Source organism: Amycolatopsis vancoresmycina (assembly GCF_000716785.1).
Taxonomy (GTDB): Bacteria; Actinomycetota; Actinomycetes; order Mycobacteriales; family Pseudonocardiaceae; genus Amycolatopsis; species Amycolatopsis vancoresmycina.
The window spans coordinates 159469-185353 of record NZ_JNYY01000010.1 but is presented as its reverse complement, the minus strand read 5'-3'; the positions used below and the strand labels follow the sequence as shown (position 1 = coordinate 185353).

Sequence of the window (25885 nt, the reverse complement as noted above, 5' to 3'; positions counted from 1 at the left end):
CAACCCCCGCGCCCGCCCACCCCGTTCGACAGGTGTGGGGGCACTGAGGAGGAACTGGTGAAACGGCCGGAAGAAGCGGGGTACCGCGACTACGTCACGACCCGGATGGACGTCATGCGCCGCACGGCGTACCTGCTGTGCCGGGACTGGCACCTCGCCGACGACCTGGTGTCGATCACCATCGGCAAGCTGTACCGGCACTGGCCGCGGGCCCGGCGGGTCGAGTACCTCGACGCCTACGTGCGCCGGATCCTCGTGCGCACGTGGCTGGACGAGAAGGCCAGGGCGTGGCGGCGCGAGGAGCCGGTGGAGACGCTGCCGGAGCCACCGGTGCTGCCGCCCGACGACGTCGTCGAGCGCGTCGGCCTGCTGGAACTGCTCGACGCGCTGCCGCCGCGGCGCCGGGCCGCGGTGGTGCTGCGCTACTACTGCGACCTTTCGGTCGAGGAGACGGCCGAAATCCTCGAGTGCTCGCCCGGGACCGTGAAGAGCCAGACGGCGCGCGGGCTCGACGCGCTGCGCGCGCTCGTCGCCGCGAGCCGGAACTGATGGAGGGACCATGAGCAAGGACCAGTTCGACGCGGCGATCGGGATCGTCCCGCCGTCCACAGTGGACGTGGAGGCGGTGCTGGACCGCGAGCGCCGCCGGGCGCGGGTGCGCCGCGTGGCGAACCCGTGGACCGCCGCGGGCGCGGGCGTGGCGGCGGTGGCCGCCGGCGCGGTGCTCGTCCTCGCCCCGGGCGATCCCGCGCCGAGCGTGGTGCAGCCGGGCGCGGCACCGCCCCCGTCGTCCGACGGGTGCGGGCTCGATCCGCGCCCGACCGGCGCGCCGCTGCGGGAGAAGGCGCCGGCGGTGGCGGACCGGCTGACGGCGGCGCTCACCGACGCCGTCCGGCAGCGCGTCGCCCCGGGCACGACGCTGGGCGTCCACCCGACGGGGCAGTACCCCAAGGGCACGCAGCACGGACCGCTGGCGTTCTTCCACGTCTTCTCCGCGCTGGTGGCGCAGGAGGGCGGGGTGTGCAGCGGCGGCGAGGATTACTTCATGGCCGCGGCTTCGACGTCGGAAAAGGCGCGCAAGGGCAACGTCTGGGCCATCGTCACCCGGCTGGGTGGCAACGCGGCCCCGGCGGCCGAGTGCCAGCAGGCGCCCCGGGACACGCAGAGCACGTGCCACCGCCGGACCGGCCCGCACGGCGAGACGATCGTCGAGGAGACGCTCACCCTGCCGCGCGGAGCGACGGTCAACCGGGTCGACGTCACCAAGCCCGACGGCACCGGCCTCACCGTCGAGGCCGAGAACACGGCCCGGGACGCGAAGCTGGATGATGCGCCGGACATGCCGTCGCCGCCGCTGAGTCTCACCCAGCTGGCGGAGGTCGCGCTCGACCCGGGGCTGACGCTCTACCCCTGAGCGGCCAGCAGCACCTTCGCCGCTTCGCGGGCCGTGTCCGCTTCGCCGGGGTTGCCGGTGATCGCGGCGAGCACGGTCGCGCCTTCGACGAGGGCGAACAGCTGGTCGGCGGTGTCCCGGCCGGGCACGAGGCTGCGCAGGTAGGCCCGGACCTCGTCCTTGTGCAGCCGGATCGCGGCGGCGATGCCCGGCGCGGGCTCGCCGAACTCACCGAAGGAGTTGATGAACGCGCAACCGCGGAAGCCCGGCTCGGCGAACCAGTCCTTCAGCCAGGCGAAGACGGCCAAGGGGTCGTCGCCGCGGGCGTGGACGAAATCGCGCAACGAGCCGCGCCAGCGTTTGTCGCGGCGGAGCAAATACGCCTCGACCAGGTCGTTCTTCGCCGGGAAGCACTGGTAGAGCCGCTTGAGCGAGACGCCGGAGCGTTCGCGGACGGCGTCCATCCCGACCGCTTGCACGCCGTGGGCGTAGAAGAGGTCTTCGGCGGCCTCCAGCAGCCGCCCGGTCGCCTCCGTGGAATCCATGTCACCTGCCCCTGGCGCTGAGAATGAACGTTCTCTAGTCTAGCGGGAGCCGCGGAGAACGCACGTTCTCCGGTTTCGAAGGAGCCCGCCATGACCCCGCGCCCGCCGTTCCCGCCGTTCGACGAAGACACCGCCCGCCAGAAGGTCCAGGCCGCCGAAGACGCGTGGAACACCCGCGACCCCGAGCGGGTGTCGCTGGCCTACACGGAGGATTCGGTGTGGCGCAACCGCGACCGGTACGTCGTCGGGCGCGCGCAGATCGTCGAGTTCCTGACCGAAAAGTGGACACGCGAACTGGACTACGCGCTGCGCAAGGAGCTGTGGGGCTTCCGCGGCAACCGCATCGGCGTCCGGTTCCAGTACGAGTCGCGAACGTCCGGCGGCCAGTGGTTCCGCAGCTACGGCAACGAGTTGTGGGAGTTCAGCGACGAAGGGCTGATGCGCCGGCGCGAAGCGAGCATCAACGACGTCCCGATCACCGAAGCCGACCGCCGCATCTTCGGCCCGCGCCCGGAGTCGGAGCACGGCGTTCTGCTGCCGGTGTTCTGAGTCCGGACGTCGAGGGCGCGGCGCCGCCGCGGTGAACCGGACGAACCGATCACGGAAGGCGAATACGTACCGGCCCCTGCTGTTCCGCTTATTGTTTCCCGTGGACGCGGCGCGGATGCTCGCTGCGAGGCGCCGATCGCGCCGCCGTTCCCCGAGGAGTCCCCATGACCAGCCGGTTGAGAGCTGCCGTCGCCACCCTCTTCGTCGTGCTTTCGCTCGCGTTCGCCGTCGACGCGGCCACGGCCACGCCCACCGCGGCGCGCCCGGACTGCATGCGGCCCTGCCGGTTCTGAACCGGCGGCTACCTACAGTTCCGGAATCCCGGCCGGCACCGGCTCGAAGGCGTTGCCGGTGGCGATCTTGGGCCGGGGCAGCTCGACCGGCTCGCCCGGCTTCGCCCGCCGGTAGACCTCGGCGGTCGCCTCGGCGATGCGGCCCCAGTCGAAGTCCGCGGCCAGCCGGGACTGCGCGGCCCGCGCCCGTTCGGCCGCGGCGTCGGCGTCGGAGAGCACCGCCGTCACGGCGTTGGCCAATTCCGCGACGTCGCCGGGACTGAACGCCAGCCCGGTCTCGCCGTGCACGACGACCTCGCCGAGCCCACCGGCCGTCGACGCGACCAGCGGCGCCTTCGCGGCCGCGGCCTCCAGCGCGACGATGCCGAACGGCTCGTACCGGCTGGGCAGCACCACGGCATCGGCGGCGGCCAGCGCCGCGCGCAGGTCGCGGTCCGAGAGGTGCCCGACGAAGTCGACCGCGCGCCGCACCCGCAGCTTCCGCGCCTGTTCGACCAGCTCGTCGAAGTGTCGTCCTTTTCCGGCAACGACCACGCGGGTGCCCGGGTGGCGGCGCCGGATGCGGGGGAGGGCGGCGAGCAGGTCCTGCACGCCCTTCTCCCACTCGAGTCGTCCGAAATAGAGCAACAGCGGCGCGCCGGCCGGGCTGTAGACCTCCCGGGCGCGCGCGATCTCGTCCGCGGGCACCTGCCAGCCGCGTTCTTCGATGCCGTTGTGGATCACCGTGACGTCGTCCGCCTCGACCTCGAAGAGGTACGCGACTTCGCGGCGCATCGCCTGCGAGCAGGTGATCAGCGCGTCGGCCCGGTTCGCCAGCCACCACTCGACCGAGTGAACCTGCTGGTTGAGTGGGTGCGACAGCCAGCCGGAGTGCCGCCCCGCCTCGGTCGCGTGCACGGTGCCGACCAGCGGCACCCGCGCGGCCTCGGCGATCGCGATGGCCGGGTGGGCGACGAGCCAGTCGTGCGCGTGGACGACGTCGGGCTGCCAGGTGCGCAGCAGGTCCTGCGCGGCGCGGATCATGGCGTGCCCCATGGCCAGCGTCCAGGCGACGAGGTCCCGTTCGAACGTCACGTGCATGGGGTCCTCGGCGACCCGGATGATCCGCACGCCCTCGACGACGCGGTCGGTGCGCGGGTGCGTCCCGGCGTCGGTGCCCGCGGCGTGCCGGCAGAGCACCACGACGTCGTGGCCCTGGCGGGCGAGGTGGGTGGCGAGCGCGTGGACGTGCCGGGCCAGGCCCCCGATGGCCACGGGCGGGTACTCCCAGGACAGCATCAGCACACGCATGCGGAGAGGTTACTCGCGAGTCGGAAACCCCGGTCGGGGCCGTCGTGGCGGACCGTCCACATGTGATCTCGATCACTGGCGCGGGTCTGTCACCATGGGCGGGGATGACTTCCTCCTGGCGCCGGCTCGACCCGCCCCTGTCCACCCCGTGGACCGGCGAGGTCGACCCGGACAACACGCTGCCCGAGTACCCGCGGCCCCAGCTGACCAGGCCGCGCTGGCTGAACCTCAACGGCGTCTGGGAGTACGCGGGCTGGCCGTCGTCGCCGGGCGAACCACGCCCGTCGGGCTACGCCGAGCGGATCCTGGTGCCGTTCCCGCCGGAGTCGGCGTTGTCGGGAATCGCCCGCCGCGACGAGGTGCTCTGGTACCGGCGCCTGGTCGAGATCCCGGCGGACTGGCGCGGCTCGCGAGTGCTCCTGCACTTCGGCGCGGTCGACCAGACAGCGAAGGTCTGGGTGAACAACCAGCTCGTCGCGACGCACGAAGGCGGCTACACGGCATTCAGCGCGGATATCACCGACGTCCTGCGCGCGGAGGGCCCGCAGGAACTGACGGTCCGGGCCGAGGACCGCACCGACATCGAGCCGTTCCCGGTGGGCAAGCAGCGCAACGCACCCGGCGGGATCTGGTACACGGCGTCGTCGGGCATCTGGCAGACGGTGTGGCTGGAGCCGGTCCCGGAAACCCGCATCGAACGCCTCGACCTTACCCCGGACCTGACCGGCGTGACGGTATTACCGCAGGTCACGGGCGGCACGGAAATCGTGGTCGTGGTTTCGTCGAAAAACGGCGAGGTGGCCAGGGCGGCAGCCGCGGCCGGGGAGCCGGTGCGCGTGGACGTTCCGTCGCCACACCTCTGGACGCCCGAGGACCCCCACCTCTACGAGCTGCGCGTCGAGCTCCGCGACCGGCATGGCGTGGTTGCGGACGAAGTCGGCAGCTACGCGGGCCTGCGCACGATCGGCCTGCTGCCGGATGCGAACGGACGTCCGCGGATCGCGCTCAACGGCCGCGCCACGTTCCTGCACGGCCCGCTCGACCAGGGCTACTGGCCGGACGGCATCTCGACCGCGCCCACCGACGAGGCCCTGCGCTTCGACCTGGAGAAGACGAAGGAGTTCGGCTTCAACTTCGTCCGCAAGCACGTCAAGGTGGAGCCGGCCCGCTGGTACTTCTGGGCCGACACGCTGGGGTTGGTCGTCTGGCAGGACATGCCCTCGCTGACGGCGACGTTCGACGGCCCGCCGGGAATCGCCCCGGACCCGGTCCCGCGGGCCCGCGAGCGGTTCGAGGCGGAGCTGGCCGAGATGGTGACGCAGCTGCGGGCGGTCCCGTCGATAGTGGGCTGGGTCCCGTTCAACGAGGGCTGGGGCGAGTTCGACACGGCCCGTGTCGCGAAATCGGTCAAAGCCCTCGACCCGACGCGCCTGGTGATCGCGAACAGCGGCGTGAACTGCTGTTTCTCGCGCCCGGACACCGGCGCGGGAGACGTCTACGACGACCACACGTACGTGGGCCCAGGAGCCCCATCGCTGACAGACGCCCGGGCGATCGTGGACGGCGAGTACGGCGGCCTCGGCCTGGTCTTGGACGACCACCGCTGGCCGGGCCCACCGAACGCGTACGAAATGACGCCGACCCGCGAGCGCCTCACCGAGCGCTACGCGGAGGTGAGCGCGGCCCTCGAGCGAGTGGTTCGGGAGACCGGCTTGTCCGCCGCGGTGTACACGCAGACGACAGATGTCGAGAACGAGGTGAACGGACTGATCACGTACGACCGCCGCGTGCTCAAGGCGGACCCGGCGGAGATCGCGAGGTGCGCACGAGCGGTGATCGAGGCGGGCTCGGCCTGAGCGGAATCGCCTGGTCAGCGCCGTGGTCGATTTCCGGCAACGACCGGCGGCGGCGGTCCGGTTGCCGGATTCCGCCCACGAACTCCGGCCGGCTCCCACCGGAGTTGCCGGGCGCGAGCAGCTCGGCCGGTGACGGTGCCGCGCCGGGCGGAGGGCCCGGCGCGACACGCTCGTCTCACGCCGGCAGCGCGGCCTCGATGGCCTTGACGACCTTCTCGTCCTCGGGCTCGGTCCGCGGCCGGAACCGCGCGAGGACCTCACCGTCCGCGCCGACCAGGAACTTCTCGAAGTTCCACTGGACGTCGCCGGTCTCCCCGTCGGCGTCGGCCGTCTTGGTCAGTTCCGCGTACAACGGGTGCCGTCCCTCGCCGTTGACGTCGATCTTCTCGAACAGCGGGAAGGTCACGCCGTAGGTCGTCGAGCAGAACGTCTGGATCTCCTCCGCGCTGCCCGGCTCCTGCCCGGCGAACTGGTTGCACGGAAAACCGACCACGGAGAAGCCCTGGCCGCCGAAGCGTTCCTGGAGCCGCTCGAGGCCGGAGTACTGCGGGGTCAGGCCGCACTTCGACGCGACGTTGACCACGAGCAGCGCGTTGCCGGCGAGCGAGCCCAGCGAGCTGTCCTGCCCGTCGAGGGTCTTGACCGGAATTTCGTGGATCCCCATGAAGGTCCCTTCAGTTGTGCTTCAGTGCCCGGGCGTCGAGGTGCCCGAACGGTCCGTCGTCGGCGCAGTAGGCCGCGGCCAGCTCCGCGGCCCGCGCCCGGTCGCCGCGTCGCAGCAAATCGGCCAAGGCGTCGAAGCGCTCGGTGTGGACAGCCGCACGCCGGCGCGCGTAGTCCGCGGCCGAGTCCTTCGTGACCATGAACGCCCAGTCGCTCTCCAGCGCCAGCATGGCCTCGGCGACGGCCTGGTCGGCGACGGTGTCGCGGGCCGTGGTCGCCAAACCACCAACGAGGTCGAGCAACCGCCGCTGCAGCGCCGCGTTGGCGGCGACCATGTCCTTGACCTGCTCGCCGTCCCAGACGCGCCAGTCCTTGCCCGAGCCCCACGACGACGACGGCAGGTCGACCGGCTCGCCGACGTGCCCGGCTTCCAGCGCACCTTTCAGTGTCGTCACCCGCACGCCGGCCTCGGGCAGCGCGCGCAGCACGCCCTCGAGCCACGCCGGCCCTTCGTGCCACCAGTGCCCGAACAGCTCCGTGTCGTACGCGGCGACCACGAGCGCCTCACGCCCGTGTCGCTGCTTCAGCGACCGAAGCCGCGTCACGACCGTCTCGACGAAGTCCTTGACGTGCGTCCCCAGCACGTCGGCGGCCAGCGCCGGGTCGTAGGGCGCCTTGTCCTGCGGCTCGACCGTCTTGCCGGTGACCCGCGCCGCCTTGAGCCCGACCTCGTGCTGCCAGGTGTGGAAGTCGCGGTAGGCGGCGTGGCCGGGGTAGCCGGCCTTCGGCGACCAGACGCGGTAGGTGACTTCGAGGTCTCGTCCGAAAGCGACCACGTCGCTGTCGCCGACCGGCCGCGCCGCCCAGGTCTCGCCGCGCAGCGACGGCCCGTCGACCATGAACCGCCGCACGCCCGCCGCCGCGTAGTCGTTTTCCATACCAGGCGCGTAGCCGCACTCCGGCGCCCAGATCCCCTCGGGCCGCGTCCCGAGCCGCAACGCCGTGTCGGCGAGCCCGGCGTTCAGCGCGAACTCCCGCACCCGCGGGTCCAGCAGCGGCTGGAACGGGTGCGCCAGCGGGCCGCCGAGCAGCTCGATCGTCGAATTGTCGACCAGTGAACGAAGGATCGGCGAGAACCCGTGCCGCCAGCGCGAGCCGAGCTCCTCGGCCGCGCGGACCGCGGTCCGGTGCTCGGCGGCGGCGAGCTCGCGCAGCAGCGGGTCGCCGCGCCACAGCGTCGACGCGTGCTGGGCGCGCAGCTGCCAGTGGCCGAGCCAGTCGTGGAAGGCGCGGATGCTGTACGGATCGTCGAGCTGCGCGGCCAGCACCGGCGTCACCCCGAGCGTCAGGACGTCTCGCCGGCCTTCGTTGGCGAAGCGCTCCAGCAGCTCCACCATCGGCAGGTAGGAGTGCGCCCACGCCTGGTACAGCCATTCCTCGCCGACCGGCCAGGTCCCGTGGTGCGGCAGCCACGGCAGGTGGCTGTGCACGACGAGGCAGAAGGTGCCTTCGCTCATCGGCGCACCGCCACGGCGATCAGGTCGAGGCTCGCGTCGAGGTCGTCGCCGTGGATGTCGAAGCCGGTGGCCTCGATCGCGGCGACGTCGGCGAGCAGCGCTTCCGGCCACACCGCCTGTCCGGGCAGCTTGCCCATGACCACGTCGAGCTGGGCGTCGATGATCGAACCGCCGTACCGCTCGTCGAGCGCGCGCACGGTCTCGCCGTGGTGCAGCCCGTGCAGCGATTCGACGGCGAACCCGGCACCGGTGAGCAGCCCGGCCAGTTCGGACGGCGCCAGCTCGCGGGTGTGGAACGGGTTCAAGGGCGTGTCACTGTCCGGGGTGAAGGTCAGCCGGTTGGGAGTCGTGACCAGAAGCCGGCCACCCGGCTTCAGCACCCGGTGACACTCGGCGAGGAACCCGGCCTGGTCCCACAGGTGCTCGATGACCTGGAAGTTCGCCACGACGTCGACGGCAGCGTCCCGCACCGGCAGGTACGCCAGGTTGGCCCGCGCGACGTCGACCTCGGGGTAGCGGCGGGCGACGTGCTCGGTGGTCGGGACGTCGTAGTCGAGGGCGAGCACCCGGCGGGCCGCGGTGGCGATGAGCCCGGCCCCGTAGCCCTCGCCGCAGCCGGCTTCGAGCACCGTCGCGTCCGCGCAGTGGGGGAGCAGGGCGGCGTACGCGGCTTCGTGGCGGCGGAACCAGTAGTTCTCCGCGGCGATGCCGGGGACGGTCCGCTCGCCGGTCAGGTGCAGCGCCTCGGCCCGGGTGGCTGGGGTGGTCACCTCCGCGACCCTAGCGGGTGTCACGTCCGGCCCCGCCGTCTCGTTCCGCCGTCATGCAACGGACCACCACCCGCGTACTGCTCGTCGTCTTCGGCCTGGTCGAGGCCGTGGTCGGAATTTGGCCACTGGTCTCGCCGACCCGCTTCTACCAGGACTTTCCCGGCTTCCGCACGGGCTGGGTGGCGATGGACGGGCCCTTCAACGAGCACCTCCTGCGCGACTTCGGCGGCCTCAACCTGACGCTCGCCGCGCTCCTGATCGGCGCCGCCGTGATCGGCACCACAGCCGTCGCGCGGCTCGCCGGCGTGGCCGGGCTGCTGTTCGGCCTGCCGCACTTCCTCTACCACCTCGGCCACGTGGCGCACTTCGACCGGATCGACCAGGTGCTGATCATCGCGACGACCGGGCTGGGCGTCGTGGTCCCGCTCGCGGTGCTGGCGATTCCGGGCCGGCGTGTCAGCCCACCGGCGACACGGTGATGCCGAGCGCGCCGGGCCCGAGGTGCGCGCCGATCACCGTGCTCGCCTCGACGACCATGCTCTCGACCATCGCCGGCACGCGGCGTTCGATCTGCCTGCCGATCTCCAGTTCGTGGTCGCTCGCGCCGAACCGGGTCACGGCGATGTCGGCGCGGAACCCGCCGGACTTCTTCACCGCGAGGTCGACCATCTTCGCCAGCGCGCGCCGCGTACCGGGGATCCGGGCCAGCGGCGCGACCTCGCCGTCCTTGACCGTGAGCAGCGGCTTGATCGAGAACGCGCTGCCGAGCATGGCCTGCGCGGCGCCGATCCGGCCGCCGCGGCGCAGGTACTCGAGCGTGTCGACGTAGATGAACTCGGTGCTGGTGGTGCACCGGCGCTCGGCGGCTTCGATGACGCGGGTGGCGTCCGCGCCGGCCGCCGCGGCCCGGGCGGCGGACACCACGGCGAAGCCGAGGCTCATGCCGGTGGTCCGGCTGTCGAGGACGTGCACCGGGATGCGGACCTGCTGGGCGGCCTCCCGGGCCGCGCGGACGGTGTCGGACATGCGGCCGGAGATGTGGATGCTGACGATCGCGGTCGCGCCGGAGGCGGCCGCTTCCTGGTAGGTCCAGAAGAACGCCCCCGGATCCGGGGGCGCGGTGGTGATGACCTGCCCGGCTCTCATCGCGTCGATGACTTCGCCGCGGTCGAACCGGTTTTCGTCGTCGTAGTGGTTCCCCAGGCTCATCTGGATCTGGACGACCCCGATGGCCCAGCGAGCGGCGACCAGGTCGGGCAGGCAGGAACTCGAGTCGGTGATGACGGCGATGCGCGCGGGCATGGTGGGGGAGGTTAATGCCTGACACCTACCGCCAGTAGGCCGTGGTTGCTCCGATCGGACGAACGGCAGTTCGGGTGGGCTAGCCGGTCGACTACCGGGACGATCGTCCCACTAGATTGCGCATCCAGGTGAATGGCGTCACCTCGACGGGTCCTCGGCGCCGATTGGCCCTAATCTACCGGCCAGTAGAGCACTGTCCCGTGGTCCGTCCGCGGGCCACGAACCGGGAGGTCGAAGCAGACCCATGACCAACATCGTCGTCCTGGTCAAGCAGGTACCGGACACCTACTCGGAGCGGAAGCTCAACGGGTCCGACCACACCCTTGACCGCGAATCCGCCGACGCCGTGCTCGACGAGATCAACGAGAAGGCCGTCGAAGAGGCGCTGAAGATCAAGGAAGCAGGCGAGGGCGAGGTCACCGTGATCTCGGTGGGCCCGGACCGCGCGACCGACGCCATCCGCAAGGCGCTGTCCATGGGCGCCGACAAGGCCATCCACGTCTCCGACGAGGCACTGCACGGCTCCGACGCGATCGCGACCGCGAAGGTCCTCGCCGCCGCCATCGGCAAGGTCGAGGGCTTCGACCTGGTCATCGCCGGCAACGAGTCCTCCGACGGCCGCGGTGGCGCCATCCCGGCCATCCTCGCCGAGCTGCTGGGCCTGCCGCAGGTCACCTACGTGCGCGAGCTGACCGTCGACGGTTCGACGATCAAGGCCACCCGCGAGACCGAGGACGGCCTGACCCGCCTCGAGGCGAGCCTGCCCGCGATCGTGAGCGTCGGCGAGAAGATCAACGAGCCGCGCTACCCGTCGTTCAAGGGCATCATGGCCGCGAAGAAGAAGCCGGTCGAGAAGTTCACCATCGCCGACCTGGGCGTCGACGCGGGCGAGGTCGGCCTCGGCAACGCGTGGTCCACCGTGACCGAATCCGCGCCGAAGCCGCCGCGCACCGCCGGTGAAAAGGTCGAGGACGAGGGCGACGGCGGCACCAAGGTCGCCGAGTACCTGGTCGGCCAGAAGCTCATCTGACAACGGCTCTTCGAGGAGGAACAAGAACATGGCTGAAGTACTCGTCCTCGTCGACCACGTCGACGGTGAGGTCAAGAAGGTCACGCTTGAGCTGCTGACCGCCGCCCGCGCGCTCGGTGAGCCGTCGGCCGTCGTCGTCGGCCCGACCGGGACCGCCGCCAAGGCGAAGCAGGCGCTGGCGTCGCACGGCGCCGCCAAGGTCTATGTCGCGGAAGGCGACGACGCCGCGAACTACCTGGTCACGCCCAAGGTCGACGTGCTCGCCGCGCTCGCGCAGTCCGCGTCCCCGGCCGCCGTGCTCGTCACCGCCAGCGGTGAGGGCAAGGAGGTCGCCGCCCGCCTGGCCGTGCGCCTGGGCTCCGGCCTGATCTACGACGCCGTGGGCGTCAACGGCGACGGCGTCATCGACCAGTCCATCTTCGGTGGCGCGTTCTCGGTCAAGTCCAAGTCCGCGAAGGGCGCGCCGGTCGTCTCCATCCGCCCGGGCGCGGTCGAGGCCGAGCCGGCCGAGGGCGCGGCGGCCGAGGAGACCGTCGAGATCCCCGCCGTCGACGCGGCGAAGGCGACCAAGATCACCGGCGTGGAGCCGGTCACCGGCGGTGACCGTCCCGAGCTGACCGAGGCCTCGATCGTGGTCTCCGGTGGCCGTGGTGTCGGTTCGGCGGAGAAGTTCGACGTCGTCGAGAAGCTGGCCGACGCGCTCGGCGCGGCTGTCGGCGCGTCGCGTGCCGCGGTCGACTCCGGCTACTACCCGGCGCAGTTCCAGGTGGGCCAGACCGGCAAGACCGTGTCGCCGCAGCTGTACATCGCGCTCGGCATCTCCGGCGCGATCCAGCACCGCGCCGGCATGCAGACGTCGAAGACGATCATCGCCGTCAACAAGGACGCCGAGGCGCCGATCTTCGAGATCGCCGACTTCGGCATCGTCGGCGACCTGTTCAACGTCGCGCCGCAGCTGACCGAAGCGGTCGAGAAGCGCAAGGGCTGAGCTGTTGTCCGAAGGGCCTTCCGGGAGCTCCCGGAAGGCCCTTCGCGCGTTTCCGGGACCTGAGAAGAGCCTGAGAACCCGCCATTCACTGAACGTGCACTAATCGGTCATCGGATCGCACTCTCCGCGGCTTCCTCCGCGCAGGTACACCTTGACCATGACGACGTCACAGCTCCTCGTCAGCACTGATCAGGCGGGTGCCCAGCTCCCCGCCGACGCCCCCCGGTACTCGCTTCTCGTCGCGCACGCGAACGACGAAGTGGTCGCCGCGCAGAAACTGCGGCACCGGGTTTTCGCCGAGGAAATGGGTGCGCGCCTGCACTCCCCGCGGCCCGGTCTCGACATCGACGAGTTCGACGAGTTCTGCGACCACCTCGTGGTCCGCGACGACAACACGGGCGAGATCGTCGGCTGCTACCGGATGCTCCCGCCGGAGCGCGCGATCCGGGCCGGGAAGCTGTACGCCGACAGCGAATTCGACCTGAGCGCCCTCGACAGCCTGCGGCCGTCGCTGGTCGAGACCGGCCGGTCCTGCGTCCACCCGGACCACCGCAGCGGCGCCGTCGTCAGCCTGGTCTGGGCCGGGATCGCCCGCTACATGCTGCTTTCCGGCCACCGCTACCTCGCCGGCTGCGCGTCCGTCCCGCTGGTCGACGACGGCTCCTTCGCCGCCGGCGTGTGGGACATCCTGCGCACCAAGCACTACTCCGACGAGGCTACGCGCGTCACGCCGCTGATTCCCTGGGACGCCTCGGGCATCGAGCGCCCGGCGCGGGCCACGCTGCCGCCCCTGATCAAGGGCTACGTCCGGCTCGGCGCCAAGGCCTACGGGCCGCCCGCGCTCGACGCCGACTTCGGCGTCGCGGACTTCTTCGTCGTGCTGGACCTGCACAACGTCGACGAGCGCTACCTGAAGTTCTTCCTCGGGGTCCAGGCATGAGCAGCCACGCCTGGATGCCGACGTCGCCGTGCGGCGACGGCTGCCTCACCACCGACGACCCGGTGGTCGGCCTCCCGCGCCGCGTCCTGCGCGTCACCGCGGCCGCTCTGGTCGTTTTTTCGGCGATGCTGACGGCGCCCCTGCTGCTGGTTTCGTGGGGCCGTGAGTACCGGCTGCGGCTGATCTTCCGCAGCGTGCTCCGGGCGTTCGGCGTCCGTCTGGACATCCGGGGCGGCGCCGACTTCCTGACCGCACCGGCCGGCCGTGGCGCGCTGGTGGTCAACAACCACATCTCGTGGCTGGACATCGTCGCGATCAACGCGCTGCGCCCGATGCGCGCGCTGGCCAAGAAGGAGATCGCGGGCTGGCCGGTCCTCGGCGGCCTGGTCCGCCGCGGCGGCAGCATCTTCCTCGACCGCGAGCGGCTGACGACCCTGCCGGCCACGATGGCGGCACTGGCCGACGCGCTCCGGACGGGCTCCCTGGTGAGCGTGACCCCGGAGGGCACGACGTGGTGTGGCCTGGCCTCGGGCCACTTCACGACGGCGACGTTCCAGGCGGCCATCGACGGCGGCGTCCCGGTCCGCCCGATCGCGTTGCGCTACCGCCTGGCCGACGGCCGCGAGACGAGCCGCCCGGCGTTCATCGGCCCGGAGTCCCTGATCGCGTCCCTGCGCCGGGTCGCGGCCCTGCGCGGCCTGGTGCTCGAGATCCACATCTGCCCGGAGATCGCCCCGGGCCGCGCGGAAACCCGCCGCGAGCTGGCCGCCCTGGCCGAGGCGGCGGTCCACTCCGCGCTGGGCACGGTGCAGATCCCGGCCCAGCGGAAGCGCCGCACGCCGAGCCGCCCGCCGGCCACGTTGGCTTCGCCTCCCGCGAAGTGATCCGGGCCCTGCCGCCGCGATCCGGCGGCAGGCCCGGGTTGGGAGGCGCGTTCTCGAGGTGAACGGGTCCGTTGCCGAAATCCGGCAACAGGCCTCGGCCGCTCTCACCCATGAGCCGTTCCGGCTCGGAACTGGCCCGTCACCGGGACCCGGTGCCGGGCTCGTTCACGATGGCGCGGGTTTAGCCGAAGGTGAGCGTGAGCTTCCCGCCGGGGTGCCCACCCTCGCTCTCGACCTGCGCGGCAGCCGCCTCGGCCAGCGGGTAGCTCTTGCCCTGCGCGACCCCGACGCCGCGATCGGTCACCCAGCCGGCGATCCCGGTCAGCACCTCACGCGACTGCTCACCGCCGCTCGAGAACGGGATGCCCAGCTCGAAGGCCGCGCTGTCGGCGATGGTGATGATCCGGTCCTTCGTGCCCCGCAGCTCGACCGAACCGGGCAGCACACCGTGCCCGGCGGCATCGAACACGGCGTCCACGGGCTCGGACGCGACCTCCCGGACCCGCTCCAGCCAGCCGTCGCCGTACAGCACCGGGACGACGCCCAGCGACTTCAGGTCGTCGAGGTTCCGGCTGCCGGCGGTGCCGATGACGGTCACCCCCTGCGCCACGGCCACCTGCGCGGCGAACCGGCCGACGGTCCCGCTGGCGCCGTGGATCAGCAGCGTTTCGCCTTCGCGGACCTCAAGCAGCCCGAGAACGCGAAGCGCCGTCTCGCCGGCGACCGGCAGGGCCGCCGCGTCCGCCCACGAGATGCTGGCGGGCTTCGGCGCGAGGGTCTTCGCCAGTGCGTACTCGGCGTAGGCGCCGGTCTCGGACCAGCCGAACACCTCGTCACCGACGGCGAAGTCAGCGCCCTCGCCGACGGCGTCGACGACACCGGCCACCTCGAGACCGGGGGTGTGCGGGAAGGCGACCTGGAAGTTCTGCTGCATGAAGCCGGCGCGGATCTTCCAGTCGATCGGGTTGATCCCGGCGGCCCGGACGGCCAGCCGCACCTGCCCCGGGCCGGGCTCCGGCACCGGCACCTCGGACAGCTGCAGAACGTCCGGCCCGCCGTACGCGGAGAAGGTGATCGCTCGCATGGTGGTTTTCGCTCCTCGGTCGGTGACCCTTCGAATGCCCTCCCCGGCAAGTCAACCCGCCCGGGCGGAACCGGCGAACCGCCCGGACGAGCAGTGTTCACTAGCCGGACGAGCAGGTCGCCCGATCGTGGACGCGCCTACCTTGGACGGCATGGACGCATCCTGGTCGGATCCGCGGCACGTGCTGGACGTCGTCGAGCAGGTGCTGTCGGCACCCCGGCCCCAGTTGCTCAGCCGGTTTTCCGCCGAGCTGGGCAAGCTGGTCCCGCACCGCGCGGTCGCGATGCAGACCGGCGACTGTCCCCGCAGCCCCCTCAAGGTCATCGGCGACGAAGCGATCACCCAGGCGGTGACGAGCGTCGAGCTGCAGAGGCTGGCCGACCGCAGCGAGCCGGGCAAGGCCCTGGTGATCGACGGAGTCCTCGGCGGCGTCGAACGCCGGCTCGTCCTGCTCGCGGCGACCCCGGCCGTCGGCCAGGGCGCGGTGCTGGCCGTGGTGCCGGAGGCCGCGGAGCCGCCGGCTGCGGAATTGGAGCTCGCGGCCCGGCTATGGCACATCCTCAGCACCGACGCGGGCCAGCGCGCGACGGACCCGGGCCCGGACGTCCTGGCCGGCAGCCTCGCGGCAGCGTCCGCACGCGCCCACGCGATCACCGACCTCGGCCAGACGCACGCGGCCACCCTGGTCACCATCCTGGCGGTGCTCCGCTCGGGCCGGCTCTCCGACGCCGCCGCCCGCCGCACCGCGGTCGACGTGGCCGCCCCCGCGCTGCTCGAGCTCAAGGGCGTCGTCGACCGCGACGAGGTCCTGTCCGCGGAGCAGGTGGACGCGGCGTTCGAGGTCCTGAAGACCCAGCTGGCCGACCTGGTCCGGCACACGGAAGTCGACGTGGACCTGCCCGCCCCCGTCGGCGACGCATCCCTTCCGCAGGACATCGCCCACACGGCCCGGACACTGACCCGCGGCCTCGTGCTCGGCGCTTTGGACCGTTTCGCGACAACGCGCCTGCGAGCGTCCTGGCGCGTGGACGGAACGCTGTTGCGCATCACGGTCCGCGACGACTGCCCGGAAGTGGCGGACGCGGTCCCACCTCGCCGCCTGACCGAGCGCCTCACGGCCCTCGGCGGCCACTGGGAGGTCGACGCGGTGCCGGGCTGGGGTACGACGGTCACCGCGGTCCTCCCGCTCGGCGTGGCCGAGCCACCGGACCTGCGCCCGCTCGACCGCCTCAACCCGCGTGAGCTCGAGGTGCTGTCGGGTATCTCGCAGGGCCTGCGCAACCGCCAGATCGCCGGGCAGCTGCAGCTCAGCGAGCACACGGTCAAGTTCCACGTCCGCAACATCCTCGACAAGCTGGACGTGAGTTCCCGAGGCGAGGCGGCCGCGCTCGCCCGCGACCTGCCGCTGGAACCGGCGGCGCACCGGTCCGCCTGAACCGCCTTGACCTCCAGCGAGCTGGAGGTTGCACGCTGCTGATCATGGCCTCGACGATCGACTCGACACCCCGTCGCCGCAGTGTGCTCTGGAGCGCGGAACACCGGCTGACCACGATCGCGCTGCTGCTGGTGGTCACGTTGGTCGCATTCGAGAACATGGGCGTGGCGACGGCGATGCCGACCCTGGTCGCCGACCTCCACGGGTTGTCCCTTTATTCGTGGCCGTTCACGACCTTCTTGATTGCCAGCGTGGTCGCAACGGTGCTGTCAGGCCGCATCGGCGACCGCCGCGGCCCGGCGCCGGCCCTGCTCGCGGGGCCCATGCTGTTCGCGGCCGGCCTCGTGGTCGCGGGAACGGCATCCGGAATGCCGACGTTCCTCCTGGGCCGCGCGCTGCAGGGCTTCGGCTCGGGCCTGCTCCTGGTTTCGGTCTCCCTCCTGATCGCATTGACGTTCACCGACCACGAACGCCCAATGATCTACGCCGCGAACGCGGCAGCCTGGGTCCTACCGGCAGTCATCGGCCCTTCGGTGGCCGGGGTGGTGACGGTCAGCGTCGGCTGGCGCTGGGTCTTTCTCGGCCTGGTCCCGCTGGTGGCCATCGGCATCCTCATGCTGGCGGTGGTGATCCGCCGCCTACCGGCCCACACACCGGCAACCGGCGGACGACGAGCAAGCGTGCCCCAGGCGATCATCGCCGCACTTGGCGTCGCGGCCTTGACGTGGGCGGCCCAGCACCAGTCGTTCGTAGCGCTCGGCTACGGCACGGTCGGCCTCATCGCGCTGGCCTACGCCCTCCGGACGCTGCTGCCGGCCGGAACGCTGACCTCCCGCCTCGGCCTCCCGACGGTGGTCGCCTCGCGGGCCCTGATCGCCGGCGCGTACGCGGGGATGGAGGCATACCTGCCCCTGACGATGACCGCGGTCCACGGCTACAGCCCGGCCCTCGCCGGCCTCCCGCTGACAATCACGGCCCTGGGCTGGTCCGCGGCATCGGCGGCACAGGGCCGGTACCTCAACTGGTCGAGGGAGGCATCCCTGCGCACGGGCTTCTGGCTGGTCGCGGCCGGGCTCGCCGGCTTCGGTTTGGTTTCGCAGCCATGGTCCCCCGGCTGGGTGGCGTTCGCGGCCTGCGCGGTCGGCGGCGCCGGCATGGGAATCGCGATGCCCGCCATCTCGGTCCTCCTGCTCCGCTACTCACCCGAAGGCGAGCGCGGATTCAACACCTCGGCGATGCAGCTCGCAGACTGGGTCGGCTCGGCACTGCTCATCGGCTTGGGCGGCGTCCTGCTCGGCGTGGTGGGCTCGGTGCTCGACCCATCACCGGCGATGGCCCTGCTCACAGTGGCCTTGGTGGCGCTCGCGCTGGCGGGCGTCCGCTTGACCGGGCGGTGGCCGTCGAAGGTGTGACAGGCCACTTCGAGAGCCAGGGTGGGCTTCGTCACGCGCTGGAGCGGACTACCCTGGAGAGGCGATGACCTATCTCGACCACGCGGCGACCACTCCGATGTTGCCCGAAGCCATAGCGGCGATGACCGAGGCGCTGTCCACCGTGGGCAACGCCTCGGCGCTGCACTCTTCGGGCCGCCGGGCCAGGCGCATGGTCGAGGAAGCCCGCGAAACCATCGCGGACGCGCTGGGAGCCCGCCCCTCCGAGGTGATCTTCACCGGCGGCGGCACCGAGAGCGACAACCTCGCGATCAAGGGCATCTACTGGGCCCGCCGCGACGACCACGAGCAGCGCCGCCGAATCCTGTGCGGCGCTGCGGAGCACCATGCCGTGCTGGACACCGTCGAATGGCTCGAAGCCCACAGCGGCGCTGAGGTCGTCCTGCTGGACGTGGACAGCCAAGGACGGGTCTCGCCTGACGTCCTCCGCGCAGCCATCGTCGAGGACCCGGAATCGGTGGCGCTAGCTACCGTGATGTGGGCGAACAACGAGGTCGGCACCATCAACCCGATCGCCGAGCTCGCGGCAGTTTGCGCCGAATTCGGCATCCCGTTCCACACGGACGCTGTCCAGGCCGTCGGTGCCGTTCCGGTCGACTTCGCGGCCAGCGGCGCCGCGGCGCTCACCTTGACCGGACATAAGCTCGGTGGCCCCTTCGGAGTGGGCGCCCTTCTCCTCGGCCGCGACACGACGTGCGTACCCCTGCTGCACGGCGGCGGCCAGGAACGCAGCGTCCGTTCCGGCACCCTGGACGTTCCGGCGATCGTGGGTTTCGCTACCGCGGTCCGAATCAGCGTCGCGACCCGAGCCGATTACGCGAAGCGCGTCGAGGAACTCCGAGATGGGCTCGTCGAGGCTATCCGGCGCGAGGTACCCGACGTTCTCCTCAACGGTGGAGACGGCGAGAGGCTGCCCAGCCACGCCCACTTCACATTCCCAGGGTGCGCCGGCGACAGTCTCCTGATGTTGCTCGATGCCAAGGGCATCGAATGTTCGACAGGCTCTGCGTGTACGGCAGGCGTTGCCCAGCCCAGCCACGTGCTGCTCGCCATGGGAGCCGATCCTGCAGCCGCCCGTGGCTCCCTTCGTTTCTCACTTGGCCACACGTCCACTGCCGCGGACGTCGAGGCAGTTGCCGCGGAGATCGGCGGCGTCGTGATGCGCGCCCGGCAGGCCGGCCTCGCCGGAATGCGCAAGCAGACTCAGAAGCAAGAGGTGTAAGGCAATGCGGGTTTTGGCCGCGATGAGCGGAGGAGTGGATTCGGCGGTGGCCGCGGCACGCGCGGTCGACGCTGGGCACGACGTCGTCGGTGTGCACCTGGCCCTGTCGGCCAAACCGGGAACGCTGCGGACCGGCTCGCGCGGTTGCTGCACGATCGAAGACTCTCACGACGCCCGCCGCGCCGCGGACATCCTCGGGATTCCCTTCTACATCTGGGATTTCGCCGAGCGATTCACCGAAGAGGTCGTCGAGACCTTCGTCGGCGAGTACGCCGCCGGACGTACCCCCAATCCGTGTGTCACCTGCAACGAGAAGATCAAGTTCGAGGCTCTTCTCGAGAAGGCGATGGCCCTGGGATTCGACGCGGTTGCAACCGGCCACTATGCGCGGCTCTCCGTCGAAGGCGGTGTGCCGGAGCTGCGCCGTAGCGCGGACAGCGGCAAGGACCAGTCGTACGTTCTCGCCTCGCTGACCCCGGAGCAGCTGAGCCACGCCATGTTCCCCCTCGGCGACTCCTGGAAGACGGATGTACGGGACGAAGCCGAGCGACGAGGCCTGTCCGTTGCCAACAAGCCGGACAGCCACGACATCTGCTTCATCCCGGACGGCGACACCAAGAAGTTCCTGGAGAACCGGCTGGGGCAGCGCCCCGGCGAGCTCGTGGACGCGGAGACCGGCGCGGTCCTCGGCCGGCACACCGGCGTGCACGGGTTCACGGTCGGGCAGCGCAAGGGGCTCGGAATCGACGCTCCCGCGCCGGACGGCCGCCCTCGATATGTTCTGTCGCTCGAGCCGGTGTCCGGGTCTGTCAAGGTCGGCTCCGTGGCCGGGCTCGGTGTCAAGGTGATCGAGGCTGATCGGGCGGTTTGGCCCAGTGGCCGGCCGCTGACCGAACCGACCGAGTGCGTGATTCAGGTGCGGGCGCACGGAGGCATCGTCGACGCGGTTGCCGACATGGACTCCGACACCATGACATTGCACTTGCGCGAGCCGCTGCGGGGAGTTGCGCCCGGCCAAGTTGTCGTCCTCTACCGCCCCGATGCCGAAGGTGGGGACGTCGTCCTCGGCAGCGCGAAGATCTCCGGCACTCGCTGACCATCGGTCACTTCACTGCCTTCTTCCAGAATCGGTGCACTCGCTGGCGGACCGGGTGCACCGATGGTGCCGTTGTCGAATGGACATGTCCGGCCGGAGTTGCGACGTTCACGGTGCCGTCGGTGGTGACTTCGAAGTCCCAGCCTGGCTGTCCCTTCAGCTTGCGATGTCGCGCGCAGTACGTGACCGGCTTGTCAGCACCTCCCTCGGTCTCGCCCTTCGCGCGAGTCGCTGCGATCCCGCAATGCTGCGCGGGGCGGGTGCACCCGGGTTGGCGGCATTCCTGGTCGCGGACTCGGATGAACTCGTCTTGCTGGATCTGATAGCGGGTCGGAGACAGCTCGGTCGCCTGACCCGTTCGCGGGTCGGTGAGTACGCGTCGCAGTGTCGTGTCGGCCCCGCTGATGATGTGGCGCGCCACGGCGGCCGCGATAGGCCCGCGGCCGGCCAACAACGCCGGTGACTGGCCGAGGCCGAGGTAAGTGGCCAGGTCGATGTGCAGGAATACTTCGGTGCGCGCGCCTGGCCCGCCGGTGCCGCTGAGCAGCAGATCGATGGCAACGTCCGCTCGGAGCTGATCCAGCGTCCGCGGCTCGTCCGCGGTCTTCAACGCCCGGGCGGCCTGGTCGACGCGAGCATAGGCGGCGGTTGCTTTCTCGGTCGGCACGTTGTTGACCGAAACGTTCGTCACACCGGTGTCCTGGTGGTGCAGGGTGAATCGCCGCTCGACGAGTTTTCGCTCAGTCCGGAGCGCCGCGCCTTCGGGATCGACCGTCGCCGCCGCGTAGGCCGCGGCCCGGCGCACCTGCGTCGCGTTCCGTCCTGGAACCCGGTCCTCGAGCGTCGCGTCGACGACCCGTACATGATCTCCCGACAGCCATGAAGTCGCGTCGGTGACCTTCATGGCGCGATAGAGATCGAGTCGGCCGTCGTCCATGAGGTTGAGCATGCGGGGAAGGCGGGCGATCAACGCGTTGGCCGCCGAAACGATGGCGCTGGCGCGGAGTTCCGTTATGGACAAAGCCAACGCGACTTCAGACGACGCGCTGGCGGCCGGTCTCCGGCGCACGCTCAGATCCGCGATCGCTCTCAGCTGCAGTGCCTGCAGCTTCGAGATTTCCGCCTCGGCATCGCGAATCAGGTCGACGACCTGGTCGTCTTTCATCTGCTGCAACGAGTTCGGGTCGGCGCGGAACGATCGCAAGCTCAACGGGAGCTCGTTGTCGTTGCCCTGAGTGGTCGCCGAAGGAACGAGCTTGTGGACTGGCTGTGAAGACGTCATGGGTTCGACCGTACGACGGCGAACGACGAAAGTCATCGAAAGGGCGCGAACGGTCCATTCGCGCCCTTCGCTTGACGAACCGCGATTGTTCCGGGATCGTCGCGTGTGCGTGGACGTCCGTGTCGATCACCCGGAAGAGGTAATATCCGAAATGGACAGTTGAAGAGCCGGCCTCTGTCGTGGGCGTTGTTGCTCAGAACTTGAGCTTGAACCCCGTGTGGCTAGGGGTGAATCCGAGGCGCTCGTAGAATCGGTGCGCATCCGTTCTGGAGACGTCCGACGTAAGCTGCACAAGCGCGCATCCGCGCCGTTTCGACTCGTCGATTGCCCAATGCATGAGGTCGGCGCCCAGCCCGGAGCCGCGATGATCGGCGCGGACTCGCACAGCTTCGATTTGACCGCGAAGGGCGCCGTGCCTGGCCAGGCCGGGAATGATCGTCAGCTGCAAGGTGCCGACCGGCTCGCCGCCGGACACGACAACCACCAGCAGCTGATCCGGATCCGCGTCGATCTTGTCGAAGGCACGCAGGTACGGCTCGAGGTCGCTGGGATCGTCCCGGGTGGCGCCGAGTTGGTCGTCCGCCAGCATTTGCACGATCGCACCGACGTCGTCACGCTGTGCCCTACGGATGGTGTAGTCGGTCACCGCGCCAGTATCACAGGACGCGGGTGAATCCTTGGTAGCTGTACTCGAATCCGAAGCGTGCGTAGAAGTCACGCAGATCGCCGCGGTTGAGGCCGGAGTCGAGGTGGATACGCGTGCATCCGCGTCGCCGGGCTTCGTCGATGCCCCAGGTCAGGAGCGCACTTGTCACCCCGCGCCGGGCGGCGCGGATGCCTTCGAGCAGGCCGCGAGGTGCGCCTTCCCAAGCGAGACCCCGCAGTATCGTCAGCTGCGCGGTGCCGGCAACGCCGTTGTCGTCTTCCGCGACAACCAGCGTGACGTGCGGGTCGTTCATGAGCTCCCGGAGCGCGGCTGCCAGCGGTCCGCCCGGTGCGCCGAACAGGCGCACGAGCGCCTCGATGTCCGTGGCCCGGGCGCGTCTGATGACATCCATTTAACCCAGTATGCAGGAGTCGCGCCGACGGACATAACTGCTACGAGGCGACTACCCGCCGTGCTGGTCGCGAATCCGTCAAGGCAGGGTGTAGCGCCGGACCCCGTCGGCGACTTGGGCGTTCAGTTTGCCCTGCGACACCAGAAGGTCGAGGTGGGCTGCGGTTTCCAGCACTGCGAGCATCTGGTTGAACGAGTCCATTTCGGACAGTTTGCGGTTGCGGCGGGTCCAGCCGATCCGGTGTGCCGCTTCGTACGCACTGGTCGCGCCGGCTGCGATTTGGGCACCAATTGTCTCGAGGCGTTGCCGGTGGTGTTCCAGCAGTTCGTCGACCCGCGTGTGCACGCTTTCGGACACCGGACCGTGCGCGGGAAGCATGCGGCGGTCCGGCATCGCGCGCACCAGGCGAAGGGAGCCGATGAAGTCGTTGAGCGGTAACTCGGCCGGGACGGGCTGGAATCCGATCGAGGGCGTGATGTGCGGCAGTACGTGGTCACCGGAGAACAGCAGGCCGGCGGTGTCGTCGACAAAGACGACATGCCCGGCCGTGTGGCCGGGAGTGGCGACTACATCGAACTCGCGCCCAGGCAGGATCGGCCGCGGGCCCGGTGTCAGCCATTCGTCAGGCGCTTCCCAAAGGTCGGCTTCGGTGTGCCGGCGATCCGTGCCGAATTCTCGGGCCAGCGCTTCCACGACGTCGCCCGCTCCGGCCTGGAACAACAGGTCGACCTGAGCCTCCATCGGGAGCCGATCGGGATTGCCCGATGCCTTGAGCGATGGCTCCTCGTCCTGGCCGAGGGCGATCTTCGAGCCGAAATCGCGACGGAGGACCACGGCCTGCGAATAGTGATCGCGGTGCACGTGGGTAACGAGGAACTCGCTGACGTCGGCCAGTTCGGCGCCGATCCCGCCGAGGGCAGCCGCAAGCTGCTGGCGGGCCACGGTCAGGGCCCAGCCAGAGTCGACCAGGACCAGCTTCTCGCCGTCGGTGACCGCGTAGACGTTGACCGCGCGCAGGGCGTCGTTGGGCAGCGGCAACGGGATGCGGTAGACGCCGTCGGAGACCGCGTAGATTCCGGGCTCGGTCCAGTTCCTGTCGCTGCTTTCCGGCAACGGTTCCACGGTGACCTCCGTCCCGGCGAGACTGCGGTGTCCCGGCCTTTCTTCACCCTGAGCCGTGCCGGGCCCGCTGTCCACCTGGCGGCGCTGAGACGCCGGTCACTCGATCAGTCGGTGTCCTGCTTCAGAGCCGTGTCGATCGTCAGAGCCGCGGCGACCACCATGCTGGCGAGCGGGTCCGTCAACGGGTTCGGGATCTCCACGACGTAATTGTCCGCCGTGGTGAAGGCGGCTTTGAGGAATCCACCCCACGTCTTGGTCACCCGGGCGACCTCGGTGCCGGCGTGGTCGCGGATCGAGAAGTTCCACGCGCGCCAGTTCTCGGCGAAGATCCCGCCGACCGGCCGGCCGTCGACGATGAAGCCGAACCGGATCTTGCCGAAAACGTTCTCCTGGACGATCTCGCCGATCGGGGTCTCGTCGGCCCTGGTGACGAGGAACCGTGACTTGAACACCTTCGCCGGCCGGGTCACCTTGAGTACCGTGCTGTGGTTGGCGTCGCGGACCTCGAACTTGTGCGTCAGGAACTGGTCGTAGTTGGTCAGGAGTCGGATCGCCTTCTTGAGCGTGCTCTGACCCACCTCGACGACTCCGCCGAGCCGGTTGCCGTTCTGGTCGAAGACGCCGAACTCGTTGGCCATCTCGATCAGCTTCGCGCGCTGGTTGACCACCAGGACCGGCTCGGTGAACAGCGTCCCGCCCCCGCTGCGCGTGCTGCCTCGGCCGCGTGTCGCCCGATAGACCTGGTTCTGGATCCGGGCCGGGTCGTGGGCGCGTTCGATGTCCAGCTCGATCGGCTCGGAATCGCTCGGCGGCGGGGCCTGATAGGCGGGCCGGGTGTCGGCGGTCCAAGCCTGGCCGTCCCACCAACGATGCAGACGGGGGTCCCGCGCGTCCGGGTACCAGCCCGGCTGCGGTGGCGAACTCGTCATGGCCGGTCAGCCTATCGCTGCGAACCCGCTCATGGTGTCGCTCAACGGATATGCGGTGAATGTCCGCATCCGGGTCCTTCGATACGCCAGCCCGGTCGGCGTCGGCGGTCGGTGGTCGACGAGAATCGGTCGTCGTGAGCGAGCGAATCTGGCCCGTCGGGGCCGCAACGGCGATCGGCTCGATGCCGGGCAACGACCCCGCCGAGGCGGCGTCGGTCGTGTTCGGTGAGCTGCCCGACTTCCCGCATCTGCCCGAGCTGCCGGCTCGCGGTGTCGGGGCGGACATGCTCGGCCGGACCGCCGCGCTGCTCGTCGACCTGGCCGTCGACGTCGTGCCGAGCGGCTACCGCGTCGCACCCCGGCCTGGGCACGAGCACCGCCGGGCCGTCGACCTGCTCCGCTGGGACCTCGACGCCGTGCAGGAGGCACGGGAGAAGGCCGGGGTCACCCCGCCGGTCTTCAAGGTCCAGCTGGCCGGGCCGTGGACGCTCGGCGCCGGGATCGAGCTTCCGCGGGGCCACCGGGTGCTCACTGACCACGGCGCCTTGCGGGACTTCACGTCGTCCCTGCTGGACGGCCTCGCCGAGCACGTCGCGGAAGTGCAGGCCAGGACCGGTGCGCCGGTGGTCGTCCAGTTCGACGAGCCGTCGCTGCCCGCAGTCCTCGCCGGGGGCCTGTCGACGCCGTCCGGCTACGGGAACGTCCCGGCCGTGCCGGAGCCCGAGGCTCGCCAGCTGCTCACCACCGTGATCGACGGCGCCCGGCGGATCACCGGCCAGGCGGTGGTCCTGCACTGCTGCGCCGCGAAACCACCTCTTGGGCTGCTGCGTGAGGCCGGTGCCGACGCCCTGGCCTTCGATCTGGCTGCGCTCGACGGTGCCTCCGCTGCGTTCCTCGACGAGATCGGCGAGGTGTGGGATGGCGGCGCAACGCTGTTCCTCGGCGCGGTTCCCACAACGGCTCCCGGCTCTTCGCTGAGCCTGAAGGACGTCGGTGAGCCGGCCTTCCGGCTGGCCGACCGGCTGGGCTTCAACCGCAGCGTCCTCGCTGAACGGGCGGTGCCGACGCCTGCCTGCGGCCTCGCCGGCGCGACGCCGGAGTGGATGCGCCGGGCCCTCTCACTGACGCGCGATCTGGGCAAAGCCTTCGTCGAGCCGCCCGAAGGCTGGTGACGGATTCCGGCAAC

General features: G+C 70.5%; 27 protein-coding genes. 15 read left to right on the top strand and 12 right to left on the bottom strand.

The window, feature by feature from the left end; genetic code table 11:
• The first annotated feature begins 57 nt into the window (after positions 1 to 57).
• Positions 58 to 549, top strand: coding sequence for a SigE family RNA polymerase sigma factor (locus tag OO60_RS25305; RefSeq protein WP_033262185.1), 492 nt, complete (start codon positions 58 to 60; stop codon positions 547 to 549).
• 10 nt (positions 550 to 559) lie between these two features.
• Positions 560 to 1414, top strand: a complete 855-nt coding sequence (locus OO60_RS25300; RefSeq protein ID WP_033262184.1) for a hypothetical protein — start codon at positions 560 to 562, stop codon at positions 1412 to 1414.
• Here OO60_RS25300 and OO60_RS25295 read toward each other — a convergent pair.
• Positions 1405 to 1938, bottom strand: a complete 534-nt coding sequence (locus tag OO60_RS25295) for a TetR/AcrR family transcriptional regulator (RefSeq protein ID WP_003080930.1) — start codon at positions 1936 to 1938, stop codon at positions 1405 to 1407. The two genes, OO60_RS25300 and OO60_RS25295, sit on opposite strands and share 10 nt — an antisense overlap.
• 90 nt (positions 1939 to 2028) lie before the next feature.
• Between OO60_RS25295 and OO60_RS25290 the strand changes: the two genes are divergently transcribed.
• A complete protein-coding gene (locus OO60_RS25290; protein ID WP_003080927.1) occupies positions 2029 to 2487 on the top strand; it encodes a nuclear transport factor 2 family protein in 459 nt (152 codons plus the stop codon).
• A gap of 164 nt (positions 2488 to 2651) precedes the next feature.
• Positions 2652 to 2780, top strand: a complete 129-nt coding sequence (locus OO60_RS48220) for a hypothetical protein (RefSeq protein ID WP_003080924.1) — start codon at positions 2652 to 2654, stop codon at positions 2778 to 2780.
• Between the two features lie 12 nt (positions 2781 to 2792).
• On the opposite strand, the gene OO60_RS25285 is transcribed toward OO60_RS48220, so the two are convergent.
• Positions 2793 to 4070: a glycosyltransferase family 4 protein gene (locus tag OO60_RS25285; protein WP_033262183.1), complete on the bottom strand. Its 1278-nt coding sequence runs from the start codon at positions 4068 to 4070 to the stop codon at positions 2793 to 2795.
• Positions 4071 to 4174: 104 nt separating this feature from the next.
• On the opposite strand from OO60_RS25285, the gene OO60_RS25280 reads away from it, so the two are divergent.
• Entirely contained in the window at positions 4175 to 5926 is a 1752-nt protein-coding gene (locus OO60_RS25280; protein ID WP_003080861.1) for a glycoside hydrolase family 2 protein, read from the top strand.
• A 175-nt stretch (positions 5927 to 6101) separates the two neighbouring features.
• Here the strand turns inward: OO60_RS25280 and OO60_RS25275 are convergent, their stop codons facing one another.
• Genes OO60_RS25275 through OO60_RS25265 form a run of 3 tightly spaced genes read right to left on the bottom strand, consistent with a single transcriptional unit; the run spans position 6102 to position 8876 of the window.
• The gene (locus tag OO60_RS25275) at positions 6102 to 6590 is read right to left on the bottom strand and encodes a glutathione peroxidase (protein ID WP_003080860.1); all 489 of its coding nucleotides are present in this window, start codon (positions 6588 to 6590) and stop codon (positions 6102 to 6104) included.
• Between the two features lie 10 nt (positions 6591 to 6600).
• Positions 6601 to 8106 (bottom strand): 1,4-alpha-glucan branching protein domain-containing protein, encoded by a 1506-nt coding sequence (locus OO60_RS25270; RefSeq protein ID WP_003080859.1) that lies wholly within the window; start codon positions 8104 to 8106, stop codon positions 6601 to 6603.
• Positions 8103 to 8876, bottom strand: coding sequence for a class I SAM-dependent methyltransferase (locus OO60_RS25265; protein WP_003080856.1), 774 nt, complete (start codon positions 8874 to 8876; stop codon positions 8103 to 8105). The genes OO60_RS25270 and OO60_RS25265 overlap by 4 nt, the downstream gene beginning before the upstream one ends.
• Positions 8877 to 8929: 53 nt before the next feature.
• Here OO60_RS25265 and OO60_RS25260 point away from each other — a divergent pair, with 53 nt between their 5' ends.
• Entirely contained in the window at positions 8930 to 9355 is a 426-nt protein-coding gene (locus OO60_RS25260) for a hypothetical protein (RefSeq protein WP_003080854.1), read from the top strand.
• On the opposite strand, the gene OO60_RS25255 is transcribed toward OO60_RS25260, so the two are convergent.
• On the bottom strand, positions 9333 to 10178 hold the full coding sequence (locus tag OO60_RS25255; protein WP_003080850.1) for a DegV family protein: 846 nt from the start codon (positions 10176 to 10178) through the stop codon (positions 9333 to 9335). The genes OO60_RS25260 and OO60_RS25255 overlap by 23 nt on opposite strands.
• 244 nt (positions 10179 to 10422) lie before the next feature.
• Here OO60_RS25255 and OO60_RS25250 point away from each other — a divergent pair, with 244 nt between their 5' ends.
• The 4 genes from OO60_RS25250 to OO60_RS25235 all read left to right on the top strand — a co-directional run bounded on the left by OO60_RS25250 (position 10423) and on the right by OO60_RS25235 (position 14020).
• Positions 10423 to 11208, top strand: a complete 786-nt coding sequence (locus tag OO60_RS25250) for an electron transfer flavoprotein subunit beta/FixA family protein (protein ID WP_003080847.1) — start codon at positions 10423 to 10425, stop codon at positions 11206 to 11208.
• A 28-nt stretch (positions 11209 to 11236) separates the two neighbouring features.
• The gene (locus OO60_RS25245) at positions 11237 to 12196 is read left to right on the top strand and encodes an electron transfer flavoprotein subunit alpha/FixB family protein (protein ID WP_003080845.1); all 960 of its coding nucleotides are present in this window, start codon (positions 11237 to 11239) and stop codon (positions 12194 to 12196) included.
• A 157-nt stretch (positions 12197 to 12353) separates the two neighbouring features.
• Complete coding sequence (locus OO60_RS25240; protein WP_003080842.1) at positions 12354 to 13136, top strand: GNAT family N-acetyltransferase; 783 nt, start codon at positions 12354 to 12356, stop codon at positions 13134 to 13136.
• Entirely contained in the window at positions 13133 to 14020 is an 888-nt protein-coding gene (locus OO60_RS25235) for a lysophospholipid acyltransferase family protein (protein WP_003080839.1), read from the top strand. Before OO60_RS25240 ends, OO60_RS25235 begins: the two co-directional genes overlap by 4 nt.
• Before the next feature lie 181 nt (positions 14021 to 14201).
• Here OO60_RS25235 and OO60_RS25230 read toward each other — a convergent pair whose 3' ends face one another.
• On the bottom strand, positions 14202 to 15104 hold the full coding sequence (locus tag OO60_RS25230; protein ID WP_003080836.1) for an NADP-dependent oxidoreductase: 903 nt from the start codon (positions 15102 to 15104) through the stop codon (positions 14202 to 14204).
• A gap of 151 nt (positions 15105 to 15255) precedes the next feature.
• On the opposite strand from OO60_RS25230, the gene OO60_RS25225 reads away from it, so the two are divergent.
• The 4 genes from OO60_RS25225 to mnmA all read left to right on the top strand — a co-directional run bounded on the left by OO60_RS25225 (position 15256) and on the right by mnmA (position 20308).
• The gene (locus OO60_RS25225) at positions 15256 to 16539 is read left to right on the top strand and encodes a LuxR C-terminal-related transcriptional regulator (RefSeq protein ID WP_003080835.1); all 1284 of its coding nucleotides are present in this window, start codon (positions 15256 to 15258) and stop codon (positions 16537 to 16539) included.
• Positions 16540 to 16583: 44 nt separating this feature from the next.
• Positions 16584 to 17951, top strand: coding sequence for an MFS transporter (locus tag OO60_RS25220; protein ID WP_003080832.1), 1368 nt, complete (start codon positions 16584 to 16586; stop codon positions 17949 to 17951).
• A 64-nt stretch (positions 17952 to 18015) separates the two neighbouring features.
• Positions 18016 to 19212, top strand: coding sequence for a cysteine desulfurase family protein (locus OO60_RS25215; protein WP_003080829.1), 1197 nt, complete (start codon positions 18016 to 18018; stop codon positions 19210 to 19212).
• A gap of 4 nt (positions 19213 to 19216) precedes the next feature.
• A complete protein-coding gene (gene mnmA, locus OO60_RS25210; protein ID WP_003080826.1) occupies positions 19217 to 20308 on the top strand; it encodes a tRNA 2-thiouridine(34) synthase MnmA in 1092 nt (363 codons plus the stop codon).
• A 7-nt stretch (positions 20309 to 20315) separates the two neighbouring features.
• Here the strand turns inward: mnmA and OO60_RS25205 are convergent, their stop codons facing one another.
• The 5 genes from OO60_RS25205 to OO60_RS25185 form a co-directional block, all read right to left on the bottom strand.
• Positions 20316 to 21590 (bottom strand): DUF222 domain-containing protein, encoded by a 1275-nt coding sequence (locus OO60_RS25205; RefSeq protein WP_003080823.1) that lies wholly within the window; start codon positions 21588 to 21590, stop codon positions 20316 to 20318.
• 193 nt (positions 21591 to 21783) lie between these two features.
• Positions 21784 to 22236, bottom strand: coding sequence for a GNAT family N-acetyltransferase (locus OO60_RS25200; protein WP_003080820.1), 453 nt, complete (start codon positions 22234 to 22236; stop codon positions 21784 to 21786).
• Positions 22237 to 22246: 10 nt separating this feature from the next.
• The gene (locus OO60_RS25195) at positions 22247 to 22648 is read right to left on the bottom strand and encodes a GNAT family N-acetyltransferase (protein WP_003080819.1); all 402 of its coding nucleotides are present in this window, start codon (positions 22646 to 22648) and stop codon (positions 22247 to 22249) included.
• A gap of 78 nt (positions 22649 to 22726) precedes the next feature.
• Positions 22727 to 23770 carry an MBL fold metallo-hydrolase gene (locus OO60_RS25190; RefSeq protein ID WP_003080818.1) on the bottom strand — a complete coding sequence of 348 codons (1044 nt, stop codon included), beginning with the start codon at positions 23768 to 23770 and terminating at the stop codon, positions 22727 to 22729.
• A gap of 104 nt (positions 23771 to 23874) precedes the next feature.
• Positions 23875 to 24699 (bottom strand): LURP-one-related family protein, encoded by an 825-nt coding sequence (locus OO60_RS25185; RefSeq protein WP_003080817.1) that lies wholly within the window; start codon positions 24697 to 24699, stop codon positions 23875 to 23877.
• 134 nt (positions 24700 to 24833) lie between these two features.
• On the opposite strand from OO60_RS25185, the gene OO60_RS25180 reads away from it, so the two are divergent.
• Entirely contained in the window at positions 24834 to 25871 is a 1038-nt protein-coding gene (locus OO60_RS25180; protein ID WP_003080816.1) for a uroporphyrinogen decarboxylase/cobalamine-independent methonine synthase family protein, read from the top strand.
• Positions 25872 to 25885: the final 14 nt, after the last annotated feature.